Source organism: Paenibacillus sp. FSL R5-0908 (assembly GCF_038006245.1).
Classification (GTDB): Bacteria; Bacillota; Bacilli; order Paenibacillales; family Paenibacillaceae; genus Paenibacillus_AQ; species Paenibacillus_AQ odorifer.
Map to the genome: position 1 here is coordinate 5,624,137 of NZ_JBBOUV010000001.1, position 21,100 is coordinate 5,645,236.

The 21,100-nt window shown below is 46.9% G+C and carries 15 protein-coding genes, 1 tRNA gene and 1 other annotated feature (1 of these 17 cut by a window edge); of the genes, 1 reads left to right on the forward strand and 15 read right to left on the reverse strand.

Annotated features, from left to right (window positions below; translation table 11 throughout):
- Positions 1-24: 24 nt before the first annotated feature.
- From MKZ09_RS25685 to lspA, 13 genes are all read right to left on the reverse strand, one after another.
- Positions 25-101: transfer RNA gene (locus MKZ09_RS25685), tRNA-Met, on the reverse strand.
- 82 nt (positions 102-183) lie between these two features.
- Positions 184-348 (reverse strand): hypothetical protein, encoded by a 165-nt coding sequence (locus tag MKZ09_RS25690; protein ID WP_167347621.1) that lies wholly within the window; start codon positions 346-348, stop codon positions 184-186.
- Between the two features lie 113 nt (positions 349-461).
- Positions 462-1,949: an ABC transporter substrate-binding protein gene (locus MKZ09_RS25695; protein ID WP_076205141.1), complete on the reverse strand. Its 1,488-nt coding sequence runs from the start codon at positions 1,947-1,949 to the stop codon at positions 462-464.
- A 544-nt stretch (positions 1,950-2,493) separates the two neighbouring features.
- Positions 2,494-3,132, reverse strand: coding sequence for an orotate phosphoribosyltransferase (pyrE, locus tag MKZ09_RS25700; protein ID WP_076205146.1), 639 nt, complete (start codon positions 3,130-3,132; stop codon positions 2,494-2,496).
- The gene (pyrF, locus tag MKZ09_RS25705) at positions 3,129-3,875 is read right to left on the reverse strand and encodes an orotidine-5'-phosphate decarboxylase (protein ID WP_076205151.1); all 747 of its coding nucleotides are present in this window, start codon (positions 3,873-3,875) and stop codon (positions 3,129-3,131) included. Before pyrF ends, pyrE begins: the two co-directional genes overlap by 4 nt.
- Positions 3,876-3,986: 111 nt before the next feature.
- A complete protein-coding gene (gene carB, locus MKZ09_RS25710; protein WP_076205155.1) occupies positions 3,987-7,214 on the reverse strand; it encodes a carbamoyl-phosphate synthase large subunit in 3,228 nt (1,075 codons plus the stop codon).
- A gap of 1 nt (position 7,215) precedes the next feature.
- Positions 7,216-8,397 (reverse strand): glutamine-hydrolyzing carbamoyl-phosphate synthase small subunit, encoded by a 1,182-nt coding sequence (locus tag MKZ09_RS25715; protein WP_076136505.1) that lies wholly within the window; start codon positions 8,395-8,397, stop codon positions 7,216-7,218.
- Between the two features lie 115 nt (positions 8,398-8,512).
- The gene (locus tag MKZ09_RS25720; RefSeq protein WP_076205159.1) at positions 8,513-9,796 is read right to left on the reverse strand and encodes a dihydroorotase; all 1,284 of its coding nucleotides are present in this window, start codon (positions 9,794-9,796) and stop codon (positions 8,513-8,515) included.
- 109 nt (positions 9,797-9,905) lie between these two features.
- Complete coding sequence (locus tag MKZ09_RS25725; RefSeq protein ID WP_036683376.1) at positions 9,906-10,811, reverse strand: aspartate carbamoyltransferase catalytic subunit; 906 nt, start codon at positions 10,809-10,811, stop codon at positions 9,906-9,908.
- Positions 10,812-10,815: 4 nt separating this feature from the next.
- Complete coding sequence (gene pyrR, locus MKZ09_RS25730) at positions 10,816-11,379, reverse strand: bifunctional pyr operon transcriptional regulator/uracil phosphoribosyltransferase PyrR (RefSeq protein ID WP_036683379.1); 564 nt, start codon at positions 11,377-11,379, stop codon at positions 10,816-10,818.
- A gap of 1,008 nt (positions 11,380-12,387) precedes the next feature.
- Positions 12,388-13,641 (reverse strand): LL-diaminopimelate aminotransferase, encoded by a 1,254-nt coding sequence (locus MKZ09_RS25735; RefSeq protein ID WP_076098555.1) that lies wholly within the window; start codon positions 13,639-13,641, stop codon positions 12,388-12,390.
- A gap of 205 nt (positions 13,642-13,846) precedes the next feature.
- Positions 13,847-14,818, reverse strand: coding sequence for an RluA family pseudouridine synthase (locus tag MKZ09_RS25740; RefSeq protein ID WP_076205163.1), 972 nt, complete (start codon positions 14,816-14,818; stop codon positions 13,847-13,849).
- Positions 14,811-15,323, reverse strand: a complete 513-nt coding sequence (lspA, locus tag MKZ09_RS25745) for a signal peptidase II (protein ID WP_036683603.1) — start codon at positions 15,321-15,323, stop codon at positions 14,811-14,813. Before lspA ends, MKZ09_RS25740 begins: the two co-directional genes overlap by 8 nt.
- A 246-nt stretch (positions 15,324-15,569) precedes the next feature.
- Here lspA and MKZ09_RS25750 point away from each other — a divergent pair, with 246 nt between their 5' ends.
- Complete coding sequence (locus tag MKZ09_RS25750; protein WP_036683605.1) at positions 15,570-16,292, forward strand: TraR/DksA C4-type zinc finger protein; 723 nt, start codon at positions 15,570-15,572, stop codon at positions 16,290-16,292.
- A 92-nt stretch (positions 16,293-16,384) separates the two neighbouring features.
- Here MKZ09_RS25750 and MKZ09_RS25755 read toward each other — a convergent pair whose 3' ends face one another.
- Positions 16,385-16,675: a DUF5665 domain-containing protein gene (locus MKZ09_RS25755; RefSeq protein WP_282579970.1), complete on the reverse strand. Its 291-nt coding sequence runs from the start codon at positions 16,673-16,675 to the stop codon at positions 16,385-16,387.
- Positions 16,676-17,010: 335 nt separating this feature from the next.
- Positions 17,011-20,103, reverse strand: a complete 3,093-nt coding sequence (ileS, locus tag MKZ09_RS25760) for an isoleucine--tRNA ligase (protein WP_076205168.1) — start codon at positions 20,101-20,103, stop codon at positions 17,011-17,013.
- Between the two features lie 906 nt (positions 20,104-21,009).
- Positions 21,010-21,100 (reverse strand) — a binding site (T-box leader) (it continues 183 nt past the right edge of the window).

A 21,100-nucleotide genomic window follows, 5' to 3' on the forward strand; every position in this document is an offset into this window, starting at 1 on the left:
GTACAATTGCTGTTGTAATAAAATTGGTTGCGGGGGCAGGATTTGAACCTGCGACCTTCGGGTTATGAGCCCGACGAGCTACCGGGCTGCTCCACCCCGCGTCAGAAATAATATTCAAACAGCGACAATAAATAATATACAGTACAAAATGGGTCTACGTCAAGGATGAATTTGTAAAAGTTCTCAAGGCAAAAATCTAACCCCATATCTTCCTTTGCGGGATCGATAAATCTCCACAAAACTTGGGTCATGATAGCCATAAATCCAGCCATCTTGCTCAAGTCTTTTTGCCAAACAGCCTGCTTGAAATCTCGTTCTGAACAGTTTCGCGAAGTATATCCAATTCATGATGCCCTCTTCTCCTTTTCGCAAATTAATCTTACGCTGCTCTGAAGCTTATCATGCCCAACTTCCACAAAATAAGCCACCGGAAATCCGGTGGCTGCTACATATTCCAAAACTCAATCCCCTATGGAGTCAAAATAATATGTGGGGTCTTTTTCGAGCGTACCCAGCATGGTATTCCCTTGCTTCTCCCAAGCTTTTAGGGCACTCTCGACCGTTCTCTTGCCCTGATAAACTTCTGTGAACAGTTGACGCCCAACATCGTTAATACGGCTAATTCCAGGCTTCTGTGTCTGTAGGACGTTCATCAAAGGATCATTGGCTGGTAATGGTTTGAGCGTATAGAAGGACTCCAGCTTTGCTGAAAGTACCTGCGTGGTAATGTAATCCTTACGGGAAGTTAGTTCCCCGCGGGTATGGGCTTTGATTTTGGCTACCTCGTTACTGTTAACGAACTTGATCAAATCCCACGCATCTTCCTTATTAGCAGCCATAGAGTTGATAGCCATCATATTACCTACCCAGGTACCTACAGCCACTCCTGGTTTCTCCTTAAAAGTAGGTACGGTAACTAAACCCCAATCGACGGGAATGTAATTTTTAATTTTTGCTGCATTACGACTCACACCTGCAAGCTCATTAAGATAATCGTATTCTCCAATTACCATTGCAGCTTTTCCGGTAAGGAATAGATCCCCTTGGACAGGACTATAGGTGGTCCGTTCTGTTTCTATAAAATCCATACCGTTTAACCCAGGTGTAATTTGCTTTTTCACCAATTGGCTGTAGGTCGTCCAAGCTTGACTCCACTGTGTTTGGTTTACCTCCATCTTATGTCCCTTGTTGTCATACATAGCAAGCTCAAGCGGTGAGACATAGGTCTGCATATCCCAGTAAGGATCGCTCATATAACGGTTCATCGAAAAGCCATATATACGCTTATCTTTATTTGTCGATTTCTTGGTCACCTTTTCGGCCAGCGCGAACACTTCATCCCAAGTCATTCCGTCTGTCGGATAACCTACCCCAGCAGCATCAAAAATACCTTTGTTAAAATATAACGCACTCGACATAAAAGTCGGCGCTAACGCGTAAAGACTTCCTCCACCCAGCTCACGAACTCCACTTAGCATCGTAGGCGCCATATTGCTTAAATCATATTGATCTCGTGCGATAAGCGGCTCCAGCGATTGCACCAGATTATGTTCCACCAAACTCTTCACCAATGTACTATCACCGACGATTACATCAACCGGCTGTGCACCGCCCATAATTGTTCGGATATTCTCCAGATTATCTGGGTTAACCTCTGGATAGGTGCTGTCAAAACGAAGCTCATTCATATTGATGGCTGGAATAATCTCAAGTTTGATTTCAGGATGCTGCAATTCATACATATCTGTAAACTGCTGACGAAAAGAAGAATCGTCCTCTCCAGACCAGAGGCTGCCAATACGTAACACGCGCTGTTCTGTAAATGGCTTAGAAGCCTCCGCCCAGGCTGTGTGCCTGCTTTCAGAGATTAAAGGCAATAGGAGTGCTGCACATATTCCAAAGCTTAACCAGCGCCGCCATAGCCTTCTATTATTATTTATATGATTCATTCTTGAACCCTCCCATAAAATACTCAATCCATCCACCTTATGAATAATTACCCATAATTCTAGTAACAGTATATAGCTTTATTCAGGAGGGGAAGTTACAGGCTGTTTAAAGTTATGCTACGATTTCTTCATATTATTTCTATAAAAAACGTTCCGGGAGTTTCCTGAGGATACTGAAATGCCTTTCTGCGACAGAATAATTGCACTTTGTGCAACTATTACAGCGGAGTGCATTGTGCTTCTCCTTTTAATTGCACTATGTGCAGTTAAAAAACGTTATTAGGTGCTTTCGGCGGATATCTGGTTGATATAATTGCACAAAGTGCAACTATATCGCCAGATCCTTTAAGGAAGGTTAGTTTAAGTGCACAAACTGCAACTATTCGGCGTTTGAGACGACAGCGCAATGGAATCACCGGGGCAGAGTATAGTATTCCAGAGTGTCAGTGCAGCTTTTCCTTTTTATTACTCTCAGTGTAGTTAAAAAGAAAAGCCTCCCACCAAAATGTGAGAGGCCCGTCCAATCTATACTCAAATATTTAGTTTAAACGCCAAATGCGGAAGGATCTTTTCTCCAAGATTTCAGCAGTTCCACATCTGTACCTGCGATCTTGCCTTGTGTAAGAGCCACATCAATCAATGTGCTGTAGTTGGACAAGCTTTGCAATGGCATTTCAGCTGCAGCAAAAGCATCGACCGCACGGTCCAGCTCGTAGCTGAAGATTGCCAATACAGCCAACGCTTCTGCGCCTGCTTCTTGCACAGCTTGAGCTGCTTTGATGGAGCTTCCGCCAGTGGAGATCAGGTCTTCGATAACCACTACCTTTTGTCCCGGCTTAATCAGTCCTTCGATCTGATTCTGCTTGCCGTGACCCTTAGCTTTATCGCGGATATAAGCCATTGGCAGATTAAGTTTATCAGCTACCCAAGCTGCGTGAGGAATGCCTGCGGTTGCTGTACCTGCGATCACCTCTGCATCTGGATACTGGCTTTTAATAAGCTCAGCGAAGGCATCAGCAATATAGTTACGTACCTCTGGGTAAGCCATAGTCAGACGGTTATCGCAATAGATCGGGGATTTAATACCAGAGGTCCAGGTAAAAGGCTCCTGCGGACGCAGTGCCACCGCTCCTATCGTAAGCAGATAACTTGCTACTTGTTCACTTCTATTTAATGTACTCATGCTAAGGTCATCTCCTCAATAATATTTAGTGCTGCTTGACGTGGATCAGCTGCAGTTGTAACAGGACGGCCCACCACCAGGAAGTGGCTACCTTGCTGAATGGCTTTGCCCGGCGTCATCACCCGGGACTGGTCACCTAGGGATGCACCTGCTGGCCGGATACCAGGTGTAACTGTACAAAATGCGGGCCCACAAGCCTCTGCGATTGCTGAAGACTCTTGCGGTGAAGCCACCACTCCATCCAGACCTGCAGCGGCTGCCAGCTTAGCGTATCTGACTACAGTATCTGCTACGTCTCCTGCGATTCCAATTTCGTTATTCATCACTTCTTGGCTCGTGCTGGTCAGCTGTGTAACTGCGATAATCAAAGGCATTTTAAGCGCAGCATTCGCATTAACTACTGAAGCAGCGCCTTCCCGTGCTGCAGCCATCATCGCTGAGCCTCCTGCGGCATGTACGTTAAACATATCCACACCGAGGTGCGTAAGGCTTTCTGCCCCGCCTTTTACCGTGTTAGGAATATCATGCATTTTGACATCTGCAAATACAGAATACCCCCGAGATTTCAGTTCATTAATGAATTCCGGTCCCGCTGCATAAAAAAGCTGCATTCCCACTTTCATATAACAAGGAATCCCTTCCAGCTTGTCAATCAAGGTTCTTGCCCCAGCAACATCAGGGTAATCTAAGGCGATCATCAAGCGATTCGCCATTTCATTCCACTTTGCATCTCCCTGTCTCATAACCGTTCTCCTATCCAGTGCAGACTTAAATCCACACTCTTCATTTATTAGCCCCTAGGCATAGCGGAACGGTCTGCGTAAACGCAAACCGCCCTATACATCTTTATGAGATTAGTTTAATTGACCGACAAAAGCAGGCATGGACTGTGACGAGAAGTTGATCGTCTGCAGCATTCTGAGCAGTGCCGTTACTGTATCGAGTGATGTCATACATACGACGCCATTCTCAACCGCTTCACGACGGATACGGAATCCATCACGCTCTGGTGTTTTCCCTTTAGTCAGTGTATTAAAGACGAAGTTGGCTTGCCCACCACGAATCAAGTCGAGAATGTTCGGCGCACCTTCATCCAGCTTGTTCACGTTCATTACGTTGAGACCTGCTTCTTCAAGCGCTTGAGCGGTGCCTCCGGTAGCAATGATCTTGTAACCCAGCGAGTGGAAGCCTTTCATAAGCTCTACAGCCTCTGCTTTATCTTTATCTGCCACTGTAACGATGATAGCGCCGGTTGCTGGAATTTTCATTCCTGCTCCGATTAGACCTTTATACAAAGCTTTTGCATACAATTTATCGCGGCCCATAACTTCACCCGTCGATTTCATTTCAGGTCCGAGCGTTGGTTCTACTCTACGCAGCTTGGCAAAAGAGAACACCGGCACTTTAACCGATACATAATCACTTTCCGGCCATAGACCTTCTGCATAACCGTCATCTTTCAGCTTGCCGCCGAGAATGATTTTGGTTGCCAGATGCGCCATTGGAATTCCAGTTACTTTACTCAAGAATGGAACCGTACGCGAGGAACGTGGATTTACTTCAATTACGTACACTTCATTCTGATAGATAACGAACTGGATGTTGACCAGACCAATCGTTTTCAGTTCCTTAGCAATCTTGATTGTGATCTCAGCAATTTTTGCTTTCAGACCTTCATCCAGATATTGCGGAGGATATACAGCGATGGAGTCACCGGAGTGAACGCCTGCACGCTCAACATGCTCCATGATCCCTGGAATAACTACCGTCTCACCGTCACAAATTGCGTCTACCTCAACCTCTTTACCTAACATGTAACGGTCAATCAATACCGGATGCTCCGGATTCACCTTAACCGCTTCTACCATGTAGCTAAGCAATTCCGCATCATTATATACAATTTCCATTGCGCGTCCACCAAGTACATAGGAAGGACGTACCAGGACTGGATATCCAAGCGATTGTGCAGTTTCTACTGCTTGATCTACGTTGATAACCGTCTTCCCTTTTGGTTGGGCAATATCCAGACGAGCCAGCAAAGCTTCGAATTTCTTCCGATCTTCAGCTTCGTCAATACTGTCTAGGCTAGTTCCGAGAATTTTAACGCCAGCGGCACTTAATGGTGCAGCAAGGTTAATGGCAGTTTGGCCTCCGAATTGTACGATAACCCCAATCGGATTCTCTTGCGCAATTACGTTCATTACATCTTCAAAGAACAAGGGCTCAAAATACAACCGGTCCGAAGTATTAAAGTCGGTAGATACAGTCTCAGGGTTATTATTGATAATAACCGCTTCATAACCTGCCTTCTGAATCGCCCATACTGCATGCACAGTGGAGTAATCGAACTCAATCCCTTGACCGATCCGGATTGGACCCGATCCAAGCACGATAACCTTTTGTTTATCGGAATGAATGACTTCATTTTCAGTCTCATAAGTAGAGTAGTAGTAAGGTGTAGAAGCTTCGAACTCAGCCGCACAGGTATCTACCATTTTGAATACAGGCGTTAATCCTCGCTCTAAACGAAGCGCGCGTACATCAGCTTCTTTGATGAATTTAACGTTCGCTTGTCCTTCTGCCCGAATCTCAGCAATCGCACGGTCTGTAAAACCTCTGCGTTTAGCTTGGTACAAGGTTTCTTCTGATAAGCTTTCATCCCCACGGATGACCTCTTCAAAGTTGATCAGTCCCTCGATCTTGGACAGGAACCACCAGTCTACGTTAGTGATGTCTTGGATCTCTTGCAAGCCAAATCCGCGACGGAAAGCTTCCGCGATCAAGAACAACCGCTCATCATCAGGTTTTGCGAGACGTTCACGCAGGACGCTTTCTTCCAAATCTTCAGCGCCCGGCAGGCGGAAACGGTGTACACCGATTTCCAGGGAACGAATTGCTTTATGAATGGACTCTTCGAAGGTACGACCGATGGCCATAACTTCTCCAGTGGCTTTCATTTGTGTGCCCAGCTTACGGTTCGCATGAATGAACTTATCGAACGGCCAGCGTGGGATTTTGCTTACGATATAGTCAAGTGTAGGCTCGAAGCAAGCATAGGTCTGTCCAGTAACTGGATTGACGATTTCATCAAGTGTGTAACCAAGTGCGATTTTGGCAGCCATTTTGGCAATCGGATAACCGGTTGCTTTCGAAGCCAAAGCCGAAGAGCGGCTGACACGTGGATTTACTTCGATTACATAATATTGATAGCTTTGCGGATCCAGTGCGAACTGCACGTTGCAGCCACCCTCGATATTCAGTGCACGAATGATTTTGAGTGAGGCGCTGCGCAGCATCTGATATTCACGATCGGATAACGTTTGGCTAGGTGCCACAACGATACTATCCCCCGTATGCACACCTACCGGGTCAAAGTTCTCCATGTTGCAGACAACGATACAGTTGTCGTTCGCATCACGCATAACCTCGTATTCAACTTCCTTCATGCCGGCAATACTTTTCTCCACTAAACATTGTCCGATTGGACTATAACGAATACCTGCTTTGACAGTCTCAAGCAGCTCTTCTTCGTTGTCGCAGATCCCGCCGCCGGTGCCGCCAAGCGTATAGGCTGGGCGTACAATCAGTGGGAAACCAATTTCCTCAGCGAATTTCATCGCTTCATCTACTGTGGTAATAATAGTGCTCTCTGGTACAGGCTGTTCCAGTTCGCGCATCAAATCGCGGAACAAATCGCGATCCTCTGCTTTTTCGATGGACTCAAGCTGGGTACCTAGAAGCTTAACATTCTCTTGTTCTAATACTCCTGCACGAGCCAATTCTACAGCCATATTAAGACCTGTCTGTCCTCCCAAAGTTGGCAACAAGCCATCCGGGCGCTCCTGGCGGATGATGCCAGTTACGAATTCAAGGGTAATCGGCTCGATATAAACTTTATCAGCCATATTGGTGTCAGTCATGATAGTCGCTGGGTTACTATTGATCAGCACAACTTCGACGCCTTCTTCTTTCAGGGCCTGACAGGCCTGCGTTCCGGCATAGTCAAATTCTGCGGCTTGCCCGATAACAATCGGTCCAGAACCGATTACTAATATTTTTTTAAGCTTTTCATTCTTAGGCATGTTATAGAGCTCCTTTCACGGCTTCAAGCTGTTTTACTGTAGGTTTTGGCGCCGTGATTCTGGCGTTTGCCGCAAGCTGCGCCTGGCGCGAGCTCACAGGTGTGTTAGCTTTATGATCAGCGATCATCTGTAAGAAACGATCGAATAAATAGCTGCTGTCATGAGGTCCCGGTGCTGCTTCTGGATGATACTGTACTGAAAATGCAGGGTAACGGGTATGTTTAAGTCCCTCAACGGTCTTATCATTATTATTAATGTGAGTAACTTCTAGCTCCGTGCTCTTCACAGAATCTTCATTCACTGTGTAGCCATGGTTCTGAGAAGTAATGAAGCAACGTCCGCTCTCCAATTCTTTAACCGGATGGTTACCGCCACGGTGTCCGAATTTCAGCTTCTCTGTATCTGCGCCACAAGCCAGTGCAAACAGCTGGTGACCTAAGCAGATACCGAAGATTGGATATTCACCAAGCAATTCCGAAATCGTCTTCACTGCGTGTGGAACATCTTTCGGGTCCCCAGGGCCGTTGGAGAGTTGAATACCATCTGGATTGAGGCGACGAATCTCATCAGCGGTTACGTCATGAGGTACAACTACAACATCACAACCGCGATTGTTCAACTCGCGTAAGATACCAGCCTTCGCGCCGTAATCAACCAGCACGATGCGTTCTTTAGTTCCCGGGCTATTGTACATGCTTGGAGTAGATGTGCGGGCTACCTGATTGCGCAGTTCTTCAATTGAAGTGTCGCCCATCATTTCCATCAATTCCTCTACACGTTTATTAGAGGTAGTCAGAATCGCCTTCATTGTTCCGTAGTGGCGAATAATCCGCGTCAACATCCGGGTATCAATCTCGCTGATTCCAGGAATATCATATTCTTTCAGCAGGTCGTCCACACTGTATTCTGCGCGCCAGTTACTTGGAACTTCTTCATGACGACGCACTACAAAACCGTGTACGAAAGGACGAACAGATTCGAAATCATCCCGCGTAATCCCGTAGTTCCCGATCAATGGGTACGTCATGGTAACGATTTGCCCGCAATATGAAGGGTCAGACAGTACCTCTTGATATCCTGTAATTCCTGTGTTAAAAACAACCTCGCCTGTCTTTTCACCTTCAGCGCCAAATGCGGTACCTGTAAATAAAGTTCCGTCTTGAAGCAGCAATCTCGCCTGCATTCCCTTCCACTCCTTCATGTTCTGTAGTCTAATACGTATGCCTTGCATGCCTTCCGGAGTGTACGCGCTCAAATTGCTGATCCGCAAAGATCAGCAATTTCGCCTCACCAGTCCGCTAGTTTTTCTCAGTCCATACGGCTTTGCCGTCCACCCAAGTTTTTACCGGCCAACCCTTAAGCTTCCAGCCGCCAAAAGGAGTGTTACGTCCTTTGCTTGCGAAGGAACTTGGGTCTACTTCTTTTTCCTGCTCCAGATCGATCAGTGTCAAATCTGCAGGAGCTCCGATCTCCATAACCCCGGTGTTCAATCTGAATACCCGTGCAGGATCGGCAGTCATTCTTTGTACTAGTAAGGATAAATCCCATTTTCCGGTTTCTACAAACGCTGTGTATAAGAGTGGGAAAGCTGTCTCGAATCCAACGATACCAAAAGGTGCCAGCTGCATTCCTTTTGCTTTCTCTTCCTCACTATGTGGCGCATGATCTGTAACAATCATATCTAGTGTGCCATCAAGCAACCCTTCGATACACGCCTCAACATCGCGGCGGGAGCGCAGCGGCGGGTTCATTTTCCAATTGGCATCCAGGCCTGGAATATCGTCTTCAGCAAGAAGCAAGTGATGCGGACATACCTCAGCAGTTACTTTAATGCCGATTTCTTTTGCTTGGCGAATCAGCCGAACCGACTGTTCAGTACTGACATGGCATACATGGTAATGAACGCCTGTCGCTTCTGCCAGCAAAATATCGCGTCCAACATGGATCGCTTCTGACTCATTCGGAATTCCTTTGAGGCCATGCTTCTTAGAGAACTCACCTTCAGCTACACAGCAGCCTTCGACCAACGAATTATCTTCGCAGTGGGCAATGACTGGCATATCGAGCGATGCTGCGATGTTCATTGCATCTTTCATCATTTGAGCACTTTGTACGCCCACACCGTCGTCTGTATAACCAATAGCTCCAGCTTCTTTGAGCGCCGCAAAATCCGTCAACTCACGTCCGAGCTCATTTTTCGTAATGGCTGCATAAGGAAGCACTTTAACTAGTCCTGCTTCACGCGCCTTGTCTTTCACAAATTGCACGATCTCCGGGCTATCTGTCACCGGACGAGTATTTGGCATACATGCAATGGTTGTAAATCCGCCTTTAGCAGCTGAGCGACTTCCGGTTTCCACTGTTTCCTTGTGTTCAAATCCCGGTTCACGCAAGTGCACATGCATATCAATGAGTCCCGGAATGAGCAGCTTACCTTCAGCATCAATGATCTCCGTAGCTTCTCCGATAGCTTCTTTTCCGTCGATTATAGCCGAGATCACACCATCCTGAAGTTCGATGTGTTTGCGCTCAAGCAAGCCTTCCTTATTCAATACGCTGGCGTTTCTAATAATCACTGTCATGATTCTACCTTTACCCTCAGATCACAGCTGCGGGCCCTCTCGTTATTATATAATAAAAATTCATCTTTGTGTATATTTATTAGTCTCTATACGTTAGCATTCTGTAAGCTTATAGTAAAGCTCTTTCGAGAACCGCCATCCGGACCGGTACGCCATTAGACATTTGCGGGAAAATCCGCGATTGACTGCACTCAACTACTGCATCATCAATTTCTAGATTCCGGTTAACCGGAGCTGGATGCATAATGATTGTGTCTTTGGCCAGCTTAGCTGCCCGCTCTTCTGTTAGACCATAGTGGCTACGGTAATCTTCAGCAGACAGCTTAATGCCGGAAGTATGGCGCTCAAGCTGTACTCGAAGCATCATTACTACATCCGCTTTAAGAGCTTCTTCCATAGTTACGTAAGGCGCATACTCCATAAGCTCAGGAGCCTTCATATTATCCGGTGCACAGAACTGCACCTTGGCTCCCATTTTCGTAAGCCCCCAGAGATTAGAGCGCGCTACGCGGCTATGCATAATGTCCCCAATGATGGAGACTGTCAGGCCCTTTAGTTCCCCAAAGGTTTTGGTCATGGTGTATAAATCAAGCAGCGCCTGCGTAGGATGTTCATTGTTGCCGTCGCCCGCATTGATAAGCGGTATGGACACCTTCTCAGCTAACTGCTGCAGCACACCTGCAGGCTTCAAACGCACAACTCCGGCATCGATCCCCATCGATTCCAGTGTGCGCACTGTATCGTAGATCGACTCCCCTTTTTCTACACTAGAAGCTGCAGCCGTAAAATTAAGTACTTGCGCACCTAGTCGCTTCTCTGCCATCTCGAAAGAGAAGCGTGTGCGTGTACTGTTCTCAAAAAACATGTTAGAAATAAAATGGGAGTTCAAGATGGGGGTTAGCTTTTCACTTTGATTGTCCCAAAATGCTGTTCTGTCAAGCAGTTGGATAATTTCCGACCGGTCAAGCTCTTTGATTCCCAGCAGACTACGTTCCTTTACCTTGGTAAGTGTCATGATGTTATCGTTCCTCCCGGTTTGAAATAATGTAGACCTCATCTTTGCCGTCGTATTCCTTCAGCGCCACTTCAATCTGCTCGTGCTTTGAGGTAGGTACATTCTTACCGATGTAGTCCGGCCGGATCGGCAGCTCGCGGTGTCCGCGGTCAGCCAGTACTGCCAGTTGAATCATTCGTGGGCGTCCGCAATCCATCAAAGCGTCCATCGCCGCGCGGATGGTGCGTCCGGTGTAAAGTACATCATCGAACAAAATAACTTTTTGATCATGGATGCCAGCACTTCCTGAAGTAATAACGACGTTACTCTTCACTACCGCTTCACTGCCTTCCACTTCACGGTCATCCCGGTAATGTGTGATATCCAGCTCACCGTATGGAATCTCGACGCCTTCAATCTCCTTGATGCGCTCAGCGATACGCTGTGCCAGATACACACCTCGTGTCCGAATACCGACCAGCAGACAATTCTCGATACCTTTGTTCTTCTCCAAAATCTCATGAGCAATACGTGATAAGGCCCGGCGGATCGCCGTTTCATCCATAATGACATTTTTCTCAGTAACCATAATCTTGTCACCCTCCAGCTTGTTCGCCTATTCAAGTTCCCGGAAATCAAAAAAACTCCTTGCCTATAACAGGCAAGGAGTGAAATCCGCAGATGAGGAAGATGACGGCCGCGCGCATAAAAAGACAGTTCCGTATTTACACACGGATACCTTTCTAAGAGTCGCGAACCTCGATTCACGTTACCTTGCCAGCCTCACAGGACTGAATTAAAGGCGCTATTCATTTAACAAGAATTATGACAGAACAACCCCTTCATGTCAACTTTCTCTGCCTAAACTTTTGCACTTCTCTTCCTTACTTCTATTAACAACAAGGGGAAAGCGGTACTCAATATATCTGCATAAAAACGAGGCTGGTCCCAAATAGCCGTTTCATGGCTTTTGGGACAACCTCGTTTATGTTCTTAACACTACTTAATGTCCAAATGGTTCAAGAGACGCACCTAGTAATGCTGACAATGATGCAATTGGTGAGGTACTTATATAGTAATTAGGGAATTTCTCCCTGAAATTTAGTGAATTCTCTTCATCAGACTTGTAATTAGGGAAATCTTCCCTAATTATTGACCAGTTCAGTAAATAATATAGAAAACCCGCTGATTATTAGGGAACTTTTCCCTGATTTCGTTCATTTAGAGCGAATATAGGCTAATTTCAAGGAGTTTTTCCCTAATTAGTTTTAAAACTCACTCTTTACTTCGCACAAACACAGCACGCATAACGCTCACCACACAAGTCCGTCACACAAGTCTACTGCACAAATTCCACCGTCACAGCTACCACAGATCATCTACTGCAAGCTGTACGAAAATCAAACATAGCAGTCAACCCCCACACCCGAATAAAACAGAACACTACAATGCACTACAATGCATTACAATGCACAACACGTGGCGTATAGTCATAGGGCACAGTAATATCTACAACATTTCCTATTCCATAAAAAAAAGCTGGCCCAAGTAGAAATCACTACTTTTGAGACAGCCTCATTAATTTCAATAAAAATGCTTAAAACTCAAATTCCACATCGCTAAGACGTCTTTGAATTTCAGAGATGACACGTCTCTCTTCCTCTTCACCTTTAGCAATAAAGGTAACGGAGAAACGAACAAACGGACCTGCATCATCCCAAGGCACAGTGGAGATCAGCTTCTCACGAATGAGGAATTGGGAGAAATCTTCACCGGATTCAAAACGACGACCGTCTTTGATTCCCTTAGGTGCAGCGACATACAGGAAGAAGGAGCCTTTTGGCTTCTCAGCTTTAAAGCCGAGGCTGTTCAGTGCATCAACCAGCAGATTGTGACGACGGGAGTATTTATCCGCAATCGCTTCAGTAATCTCCGGATGAGCAAGACCATAAGCCGCTGCTTTTTGAATCGCGATAAATTGGCCGGAATCGTTATTATCCTTCACATCGCTGAAAGCTTTAACCACTAGCGGATTGCCAGCCACAAAACCAATTCTCCAGCCCGTCATATTGTAAGACTTAGAAAGAGAATGCAGCTCTACACCCACATCCTTCGCACCTGGAACGGAGAGGAAGCTAAGTGGCTTCAAACCGTCATAGGTCAAGGCAGCATAAGGAGCATCATGAATAACCACTACATCGTATTTTTTCGCCCATGCAACGACCTCAGCAAAAAACTCAGGAGTGGCACTAGCACCCGTTGGATTGTTTGGATAGTTTAGATAAAGAAGCTTAGCTTTACGAGCAATGTCTTCCGGAATTTCATTCAGATCTGGAAGGAATTTGTTCTCCTTCTTCAGCTCCACCGTAAATACTTGTCCACCCAAATATTTAGTATGTGTACCCAAGACTGGATAACCCGGCACGGTCATAATCGTGATATCACCTGGATTGATGAAACAAGATGGCAACATAGCCAGCGCAGGCTTCGATCCGATGGAGTGAACTACCTCCGTATCTGGATCAATACCTTCCACCCGGAAAACTTCCCGCAAATATTCAGCAGCAGCAGTCTTGAATTCGGCAATTCCGTTGTCCGCATATCCGCGGTTTTCTTCCTTCGCTGCTTCTTCAGCAAGCTTAGCTACGATACCCGCATCAGCCATCTCATCCGGCTCGCCTACGCCCATATCAATTAGTTCAATGTTTGGAAAATCCTGTTTTGCGGATGCTTTAGCACGTTTGATTTTCTCGAATTTATAAATCGAAGTGTCTTTGCCATAATTGGCACCGCCGATGCGGTCTGCAAAATTAGTCTGAATGAAGCTATCTTGGTATTGTTCAATACTCATACTGTCATCTCATCTCCTGAATATCTATTCTACTTTTAAAAGAAACGGCTTCGCCGTCCCTTGGATGGCGTATGTTTCCGGATATCCGTTTCATTATAAAAATAAGGATAAAGAATAAGGCATTACCCTTTCTTTATCCTTATGTTTTTAAATATGCCGTAAAGTAGTGTTCAATACCATAGACTAATTATCACTTCATTTGTACTTATCTGCTGCGTAGGGTGAATAGGACTTCTTCCATATCCTCTGGAATAGGTCTGCTGAATTCTTTATATTCACCTGTGGTAGGATGAACAAATCCAAGTACCGCCGCATGCAACGCTTGTCCATTCATCGTAGTGCCCTTGCTGCGTCCATATATCGGATCACCTACAAGTGGATGACCAATGAACTTCATATGTACCCTGATCTGATGCGTGCGGCCAGTCTCCAGCTGCAGCTCCAGTAGTGTACAATCTCCGAAACGTTCCATTACTGTAAAATGAGTCACGGATTTCTTGCTGTTCTTTTCGGTTACTGTGTATAGCTTACGATCATGTGGATCTCTGCCAATCGGTGCGTCAACAGTGCCCTTATCATGCGACAAATTGCCGTGTACGACTGCTATATATCGGCGCGTAACACTATGCTCTTTAAGCTGTGCGGCAAGTGAGGCATGACTGGCATCATTCTTAGCCACCATGATAAGACCAGAGGTATCCTTATCGATCCGATGGACAATACCTGGACGAATCTCACCGTTAATGCCGGACAGATCCTTACAGTGATACATCAGCGCATTTACCAAGGTGCCTGACGGATGTCCCGCAGCTGGATGCACAACCATGCCCCGGGGTTTATTAATCACAATGACATCGCTGTCTTCATATACAACCTCAAGAGGAATGTTCTCCGCGATCAAATCCGTTACTTCTGCTTCAGGGACAACGACTCTAACCACGTCGCCTTCCGATAGCTTATAATTGGCTTTCACTGGCTTGCCATTAACCGTAACGTTACCGCCGCTGATCCACAGCTGCACCTGAGAACGGGAAATTTCTTCTTCCCATGATTCCGTAATATATTTATCGATTCGCTCCCGCGCGTTCTCTGCCGAAACGGTCCATTCCGTGACGTCCCTCTCTTCTTCGCTCGTAGATGCCGCTTGGTGATTGACGTCTTTATTCAAATCATTCATTCCCTTCTCTTACTTCCTTTGCTTCTTTTACTTCTTTTATTTCCGTAATTTCTTCGCCGTTCTTAAGGTCACGAAAAGAATCCAGAAGAATCAGTCCAACCCCAATGACGATACAAGAATCCGCCACGTTAAAAATCGGGAAGCTATAGCTCCCAAAATTGAACAGAAGGAAATCAACAACCTCACCATTGATTATCCGGTCCAGGAAGTTCCCGATAGCTCCACCCAGTACAAGCCCTAGGGCAACAGATAACAGCTTCCGCGAGTGTCTAGTCTTGTTCAAATACCAAACGATACCACTAACCACTACAACCGTAACTAGAAAGAAGAACCATTGCTGACCTTCGAGAATCCCAAAAGCAGCCCCGCGATTGCGATGAGAGGTAATCAGGAAAAAATCTCCGATAACAGAAATCTGTTCTCCGATCTCCAGACGTGTAGCAATGAGATACTTTGTCCCTTGATCCACCAAAAATACAATAAGAGCAATCAAATAGTACACCACAGAAGTTGTCACTCCGTTCTTATTTTTCCCGCTAAATGCGGTACGAATACTGTTTAAAGACTTGTATATTGTAGCACAGCCCTTAAAGAATCGTCTATTGCGGGACATCCGCTAAGTTCAATCTTGGGGACTATTTTCCAGCGCTAAAATCCCTGCTCTCCGGTCAACCTAACAGAAGAACCATCCGGTGTTATCCGGCAAGTCGGAATGATTCTTATAAAAGGTACAGAAAGGAGCTTTCTCATTATGACGCACCTGACAGTACAGCAGCTCTCAGAGCTACGTGCACGATTGGAAAAAGATCGGGATACGATTCAGCGCAGGCTTCAGAATAATGAACATTACGGCTTAGATGAATCCATGCGGGATGGTTCCGGAGAGCTTTCCGAGAATGACAACCATCCAGGAGATGCAGCCACCGATTTGTATAATCGCTCCATGGACATTTCACTGTTAGAGCGGGACGAGCATGAGCTGGACGATATTGAAGCTGCTTTATCCGCTATGGATAATGGCACCTATGGGATATGCAAGGCTAGTGGTGAGCCGATCCCTTTTGAACGTTTATCTGCCATCCCTTCCACACTTTATTGTAAAGAACACAACCCGCGGCAAAACGCACCTTTCACTCGTCCAGTGGAAGAGGAGCTGTTATCTCCACCTTTTGGACGCACCAGTCTGGATGAGCGCGACGATCAAAACGGTTTTGACGGCGAGGATGCCTGGCAGATTGTTGAAAGCTGGGGTACCTCGAATTCTCCCGCCATGGCGGAGGGCAACAATATTGATTCTTATAATGATATGGAGATTGAAGCCGATGAGCTGGAAGGCTGCGTGGAGCCTTGGGAGAACTTTATCGCCACTGATATCACGGGCAACAATCTGATTGTAGTGCCGGGACGGAGCTACCAGCGTTATTTGGACAGTGACGAGGCAACCCATAGTCTTGATCCTCTCGAGGAAGACTAAACACAGATGTCCCATACACAAAATCATTTAAACGGCGTACTGTTCCAGTTTTAAGGAATGGTTCGCTGTTTTTAATCTTAACGTTTCGATGGCTATTTGAATTCTAGCTGACGCTGTACGATCCGCACAATATCCGCAATATAATCCCCAATGATCGGTAGATTGAGCGCGCCTAGTCCCTGAAGGATGTAAATAATCGTTGCCGCAAAAAAAGTAAAACCCAGTGCGATCCCAACTCCCCGAGCTGCTCCAAATAAAATATTTCTCCAAATCAACCGCCAAGGTGAATATAGCAGATCCGTATATTGATAAATTCGGGATTTTTCCAAAATATGAGCCCACTCAAAGGTCAATCGGTACATTGTATTCATTTTTTCTTCCAGCGGAATATCCTCGGGATTACGCGGATCTGCTGTTAGATACTCAGGATTAACTTCAGGAAAAGCCTTATTCTCCTTTTCCTTGTCTGGATTATTCTTATTGCCGGATGTCTTAATGGAGATTCTCCTCTTGTTTCCCTCCACAGCTACGGCTCCTCTCATATGTCTTTCCTTCGCTACAAAGTAAACGAGCCCGGCCAAAGAGAATTCATCTCCTTAAGCTCGGGACTCGTTAGTTTTGCGCCGAAATATAAAGACTATATTTCCCGCATAAACGGAAGATCTCCGTTTACACTTATGCCGCTAGTATATGCTGTTTTGGGACAGGTAATGCAGAATTATGCTTCGATATGGATACCGATGGATTTATCACCGACTTCTACCGTCTCAAAAGCATGTTCTCCATCAAAATCAACCGTAGTCACAAGTACATTGTCTTGCAATACATTGTCAAATGCTGTAACAGCTGCTTTCAGCTCATCGTCTAACTTCAAGGTGAGTGCGATCCGTTTCTCGATCGGCAGATCCAGACGTTTACGGTAATCTTGAACCGCACGAATGATCTCACGAACCCAGCCTTCTTGTTCAAGCTCAGGCGTGATTTCGGTATTGAGCGCAACCGTAACTCCATATCCGGAAGCTGCGGCGAAACCTGCTTTGGCTTGTTTTTCAACAAGCAGTTCTTCAGAAGTGATTACAAGCTCTTCACCTTCAGGAGTCGCAATTGCAATTTTACCCTCCTGTACCGCTTTGCGGGTAGAATCACTGTCGAGGCCTTTCAGGAAGCCTTGCAGGAAGCCTACATTTTTACCGTATTTTTTACCGGCTACCTTAAGATTCAGCTTGAGTGTGAAATCAACAAATCCGCTGTCACTGTTCTCCAGCACGATGTTCTTGATGTTGATCTCGTCTTTGATGATCTCTTCATACTCAGCCAAATGGAAGTCACGGTTCATCGAAACGATCAGCTCGGACAGTGGTTGACGATTCTTAATGCCTGTTTCGTTACGTACGTTACGCGCCAGCTCGACGATTTGTCTTGCACTTTCCATATCTTCTTCCAGCTCTTTATCGATCAAGTTCTCGTCAGCAACCGGGTAATCTGCCAAATGCACACTTTCTCCGCCGCCAAGGTTCGTGAAGATATCTTCGGACAACATCGGTGTAAATGGAGCCATCAAAGTCGCTGTTGTCAGAAGCACATGAGTCAACGTACGGTAAGCATCCAGTTTATCTTCACCTAGACCACTACCCCAGAAGCGGTCACGGGAACGACGGATATACCAGTTACTCAGCTCATCCACAAAGTTCTCAATCGCTCTAGACGTATTCACGAAGTCATTTACCGCAAGTCCTTTATCCACCAAAAGAATCAAGCTGTTTAGACGGGACAGAATCCAGCGGTCCAGCTTATGTTTTGATACCTTAAAAGGATGATCGGCTGGATCGTAACCATCGATGCCCGCATACAGCGTCAAGAAGGCATGTGTATTTACCAGCGTATCCACTACTTTAGATTTCGTCTCACCTACAAGACCACGCGAGAAACGTTTATTGTTCCACGGCGCACTGTCGGACAAAATAGCCCAACGGAATGCATCCGTGCCGTAATCGTTCATGATTTCCCAAGGATCAATAACATTGCCTTTGGATTTGGACATTTTTTGACCATTCTCATCGAGGATATGACCGTGAGCAATAACTGCTTTATATGGAGCTTTACCCTTAAACAAGGTGGATACTGCAAGCAAGCTGTAGAACCATCCGCGGGTCTGGTCGATCCCTTCACAGATCATATCTGCCGGGTACTGATCATTCAGCTTATCCTCGTTCTCAAATGGATAATGGCTTTGTGCAAAAGGCATTGAGCCACTGTCGAACCATACGTCGATCACTTCCGATGTACGAACCATCTCTGCACCTTCGCTAAACGGACTGCGCAGCTTGATCTTATCCACGAAAGGTTTATGCAGCTCGATATCTTCAGGAACATCACCAATCGCCATCGCTCTTAGCTCTTCAATGCTGTGTGGTGCAAACTCTTTGCCCGTTTCTTGACATACCCAGACGTTGAGGGGTGTACCCCAATAACGGTTACGGCTGATATTCCAGTCAACCAGCTCATCCAAGAACTTCCCGAAACGACCTTCACGTACATGCTCAGGGTACCAAGCCACACTGTTGTTGTTAGCAATCAGCTGATCTTTGATCGCTGTAGTGTTGATGAACCAGCTGTCTGTTGCGTAATACAAAAGTGGTGTATCACAACGCCAGCAGAACGGATAGCTGTGCTCGTATTTCTCTTTACCGTAAAGCAATCCTTTTTCAGACAAAACCTTAATGATATCCAGATCGCAATCCTTAACAAAACGTCCCGCAAAATCAGAGACTACATCCGTATACTTACCGGAATTATCAACCACATTTACGAAGCTGATGCCATTCTCACGGCAAGTCTTGTAGTCATCTTCACCATGCGCTGGTGCCATGTGTACGATCCCTGTACCACTGGAATCTGTAACGAAAGAAGCGCCTACGATAACATTGCTTTTCTCTGCCTTAATATATCCGAATGGAGGTGCATAAGTTTTACCGATAAACTCGGAACCTTTATGTGTAGAAAGGACTGTGTGCTCACCTTTCATAACTTCTTCAACTAAGTTTTTGGCAACGATGTACACACCATCTTCTTGTTGCACACGTACATAATCCATGTCCGGGTTCATAGCTAGCGCCATATGGGCTGGCAAGGTCCAAGGTGTTGTCGTCCAAGCCAATACGTAGTCTCCGCTGTCATCCAGCTTGAACTTCGCGGTTGCACTGAGATCCTTAACGGTTTTGTAGCCTTGAGCAACTTCATGTGAGCTTAGTGTAGTCTGGCAGCTCGGGCAATACGGGCTAACACGGTGTCCGCGGTAAAGCAACCCGTTCTCATGCACTGTAGCCAAGATGTTCCATACACTTTCGATATAGGTATTATCCAAGGTTACGTAAGGATTATCTAAATCCGTCCAGTATCCGATTGCTTCTGTAAATTCACGCCATTGCTTCTCATAACCGAAGACGCTGTCTTTACATTCCTGGATGAATTTTTCTACGCCATATTCCTCAATCTCTTGTTTACCGGAGATGCCAAGCTTCTTTTGTACGCCTAGTTCTACTGGCAGACCGTGTGTATCCCAGCCGGCTTTACGTACTACGCGGTAACCTTTCATTGTCTGGTAACGACCGATGAAATCCTTGATTACCCGTCCCAGCACGTGTCCGATATGCGGCGCACCGTTTGCTGTTGGCGGACCTTCATAGAATACATAGTTTGGACGTCCCTCACGGTTCTCCATGGACTTGCGGAACGTATTCTCTTCGTTCCATTTCTTCAATATGCGGACATCTCTTGCCCGCGCCTTTTCTCTGACATCTACTTTTTGCATGTGATGGTCAATCCTTTCATGGATTAGTCTATAAAGCTCTTTTCGATCTTCGGGCAATCCTGCGCAGCAGCTGCCGCTTCTTTCCGGGCTCCCGAGCCGCGATCCCGCAGGGCAGCAATCGCTCGGGGTGCCATGCGCGACCTTGCGCAGCTGGTCGCACCGCTCTTGCCCTGGCTCCCGAGCCGCGATCCCGTTAGGGCAGCAATCGCTCGGGGTGCCATTCCGCGACCTTGCGCAGCTGGTCGCACCGCTCTTGCCCTGGCTCCCGAGCCGTGATCCCGCAGGGCAGCAATCGCTCGGGGTGCCATTCCGCGACCTTGCGCAGCTGGTCGCACCGCTCTTGCCCTGGCTCCCGAGCCGCGATCCCGTTAGGGCAGCAATCGCTCGGGGTGCCATGCGCGACCTTGCGCAGCTGGTCGCACCGCTCTTGCCCTGGCTCCCGAGCCGCGATCCCGTTAGGGCAGCAATCGCTCGGGGTGCCATTCCGCGACCTTGCGCAGCTGGTCGCACCGCTCTTGCCCTGGCTCCCGAGCCGTGATCCCGCAGGGCAGCAATCGCTCGGGGTGCCATTCCGCGACCTTGCGCAGCTGGTCGCACCGCTCTTGCCCTGGCTCCCGAGCCGCGATCCCGTTAGGGCAGCAATCGCTCGGGGTGCCATGCGCGACCTTGCGCAGCTGGTCGCACCGCCCTTGCCGTAAAGGCCCCGCAGGCGAACCCGCCAGGGGAGCCTAAGAAGGGCCGCTCCTTCAGCCACATGGGTCCGTTTGTTTCCACCACCGTACCTAGTTTGCACGAGGCTTTACTTTGCGGGTGTCCAGAGGGCAGCAGCCCTTGGGGTCCCCCTTAGAAAGGGGGATTTAGGGGGATGGCCGCCCCGGAACAACAAAATAAGCGTCATCCCACCCCCAAAGGGGCGAGACGACGCTCGCGATACCACCCTAATTCTGCGCATGAGCACATCCTTAAGGGGAGTGTATTCAGCACAATCTCAGTCCTG

Excerpts from the sequence above, each read along its gene's own strand:
- pyrE (WP_076205146.1), bottom strand. The coding sequence starts at position 3,132 with ATGAGTACATTAAATAGAAGTGAACAAGTAGCAAGTTATCTGCTTACG.
- MKZ09_RS25735 (WP_076098555.1), bottom strand. The coding sequence starts at position 13,641 with ATGAGTATTGAACAATACCAAGATAGCTTCATTCAGACTAATTTTGCA.
- MKZ09_RS25740 (WP_076205163.1), bottom strand. The coding sequence starts at position 14,818 with ATGAATGATTTGAATAAAGACGTCAATCACCAAGCGGCATCTACGAGC.
- MKZ09_RS25720 (WP_076205159.1), bottom strand. The coding sequence starts at position 9,796 with ATGACAGTGATTATTAGAAACGCCAGCGTATTGAATAAGGAAGGCTTG.
- MKZ09_RS25695 (WP_076205141.1), bottom strand. The coding sequence starts at position 1,949 with ATGAATCATATAAATAATAATAGAAGGCTATGGCGGCGCTGGTTAAGC.
- pyrR (WP_036683379.1), bottom strand. The coding sequence starts at position 11,379 with ATGGTTACTGAGAAAAATGTCATTATGGATGAAACGGCGATCCGCCGG.
- ileS (WP_076205168.1), bottom strand. The coding sequence starts at position 20,103 with ATGCAAAAAGTAGATGTCAGAGAAAAGGCGCGGGCAAGAGATGTCCGC.
- MKZ09_RS25690 (WP_167347621.1), bottom strand. The coding sequence starts at position 348 with ATGAATTGGATATACTTCGCGAAACTGTTCAGAACGAGATTTCAAGCA.
- MKZ09_RS25715 (WP_076136505.1), bottom strand. The coding sequence starts at position 8,397 with ATGCAGGCGAGATTGCTGCTTCAAGACGGAACTTTATTTACAGGTACC.
- MKZ09_RS25750 (WP_036683605.1), top strand. The coding sequence starts at position 15,570 with ATGACGCACCTGACAGTACAGCAGCTCTCAGAGCTACGTGCACGATTG.
- MKZ09_RS25725 (WP_036683376.1), bottom strand. The coding sequence starts at position 10,811 with ATGACACTTACCAAGGTAAAGGAACGTAGTCTGCTGGGAATCAAAGAG.
- carB (WP_076205155.1), bottom strand. The coding sequence starts at position 7,214 with ATGCCTAAGAATGAAAAGCTTAAAAAAATATTAGTAATCGGTTCTGGA.
- pyrF (WP_076205151.1), bottom strand. The coding sequence starts at position 3,875 with ATGAGACAGGGAGATGCAAAGTGGAATGAAATGGCGAATCGCTTGATG.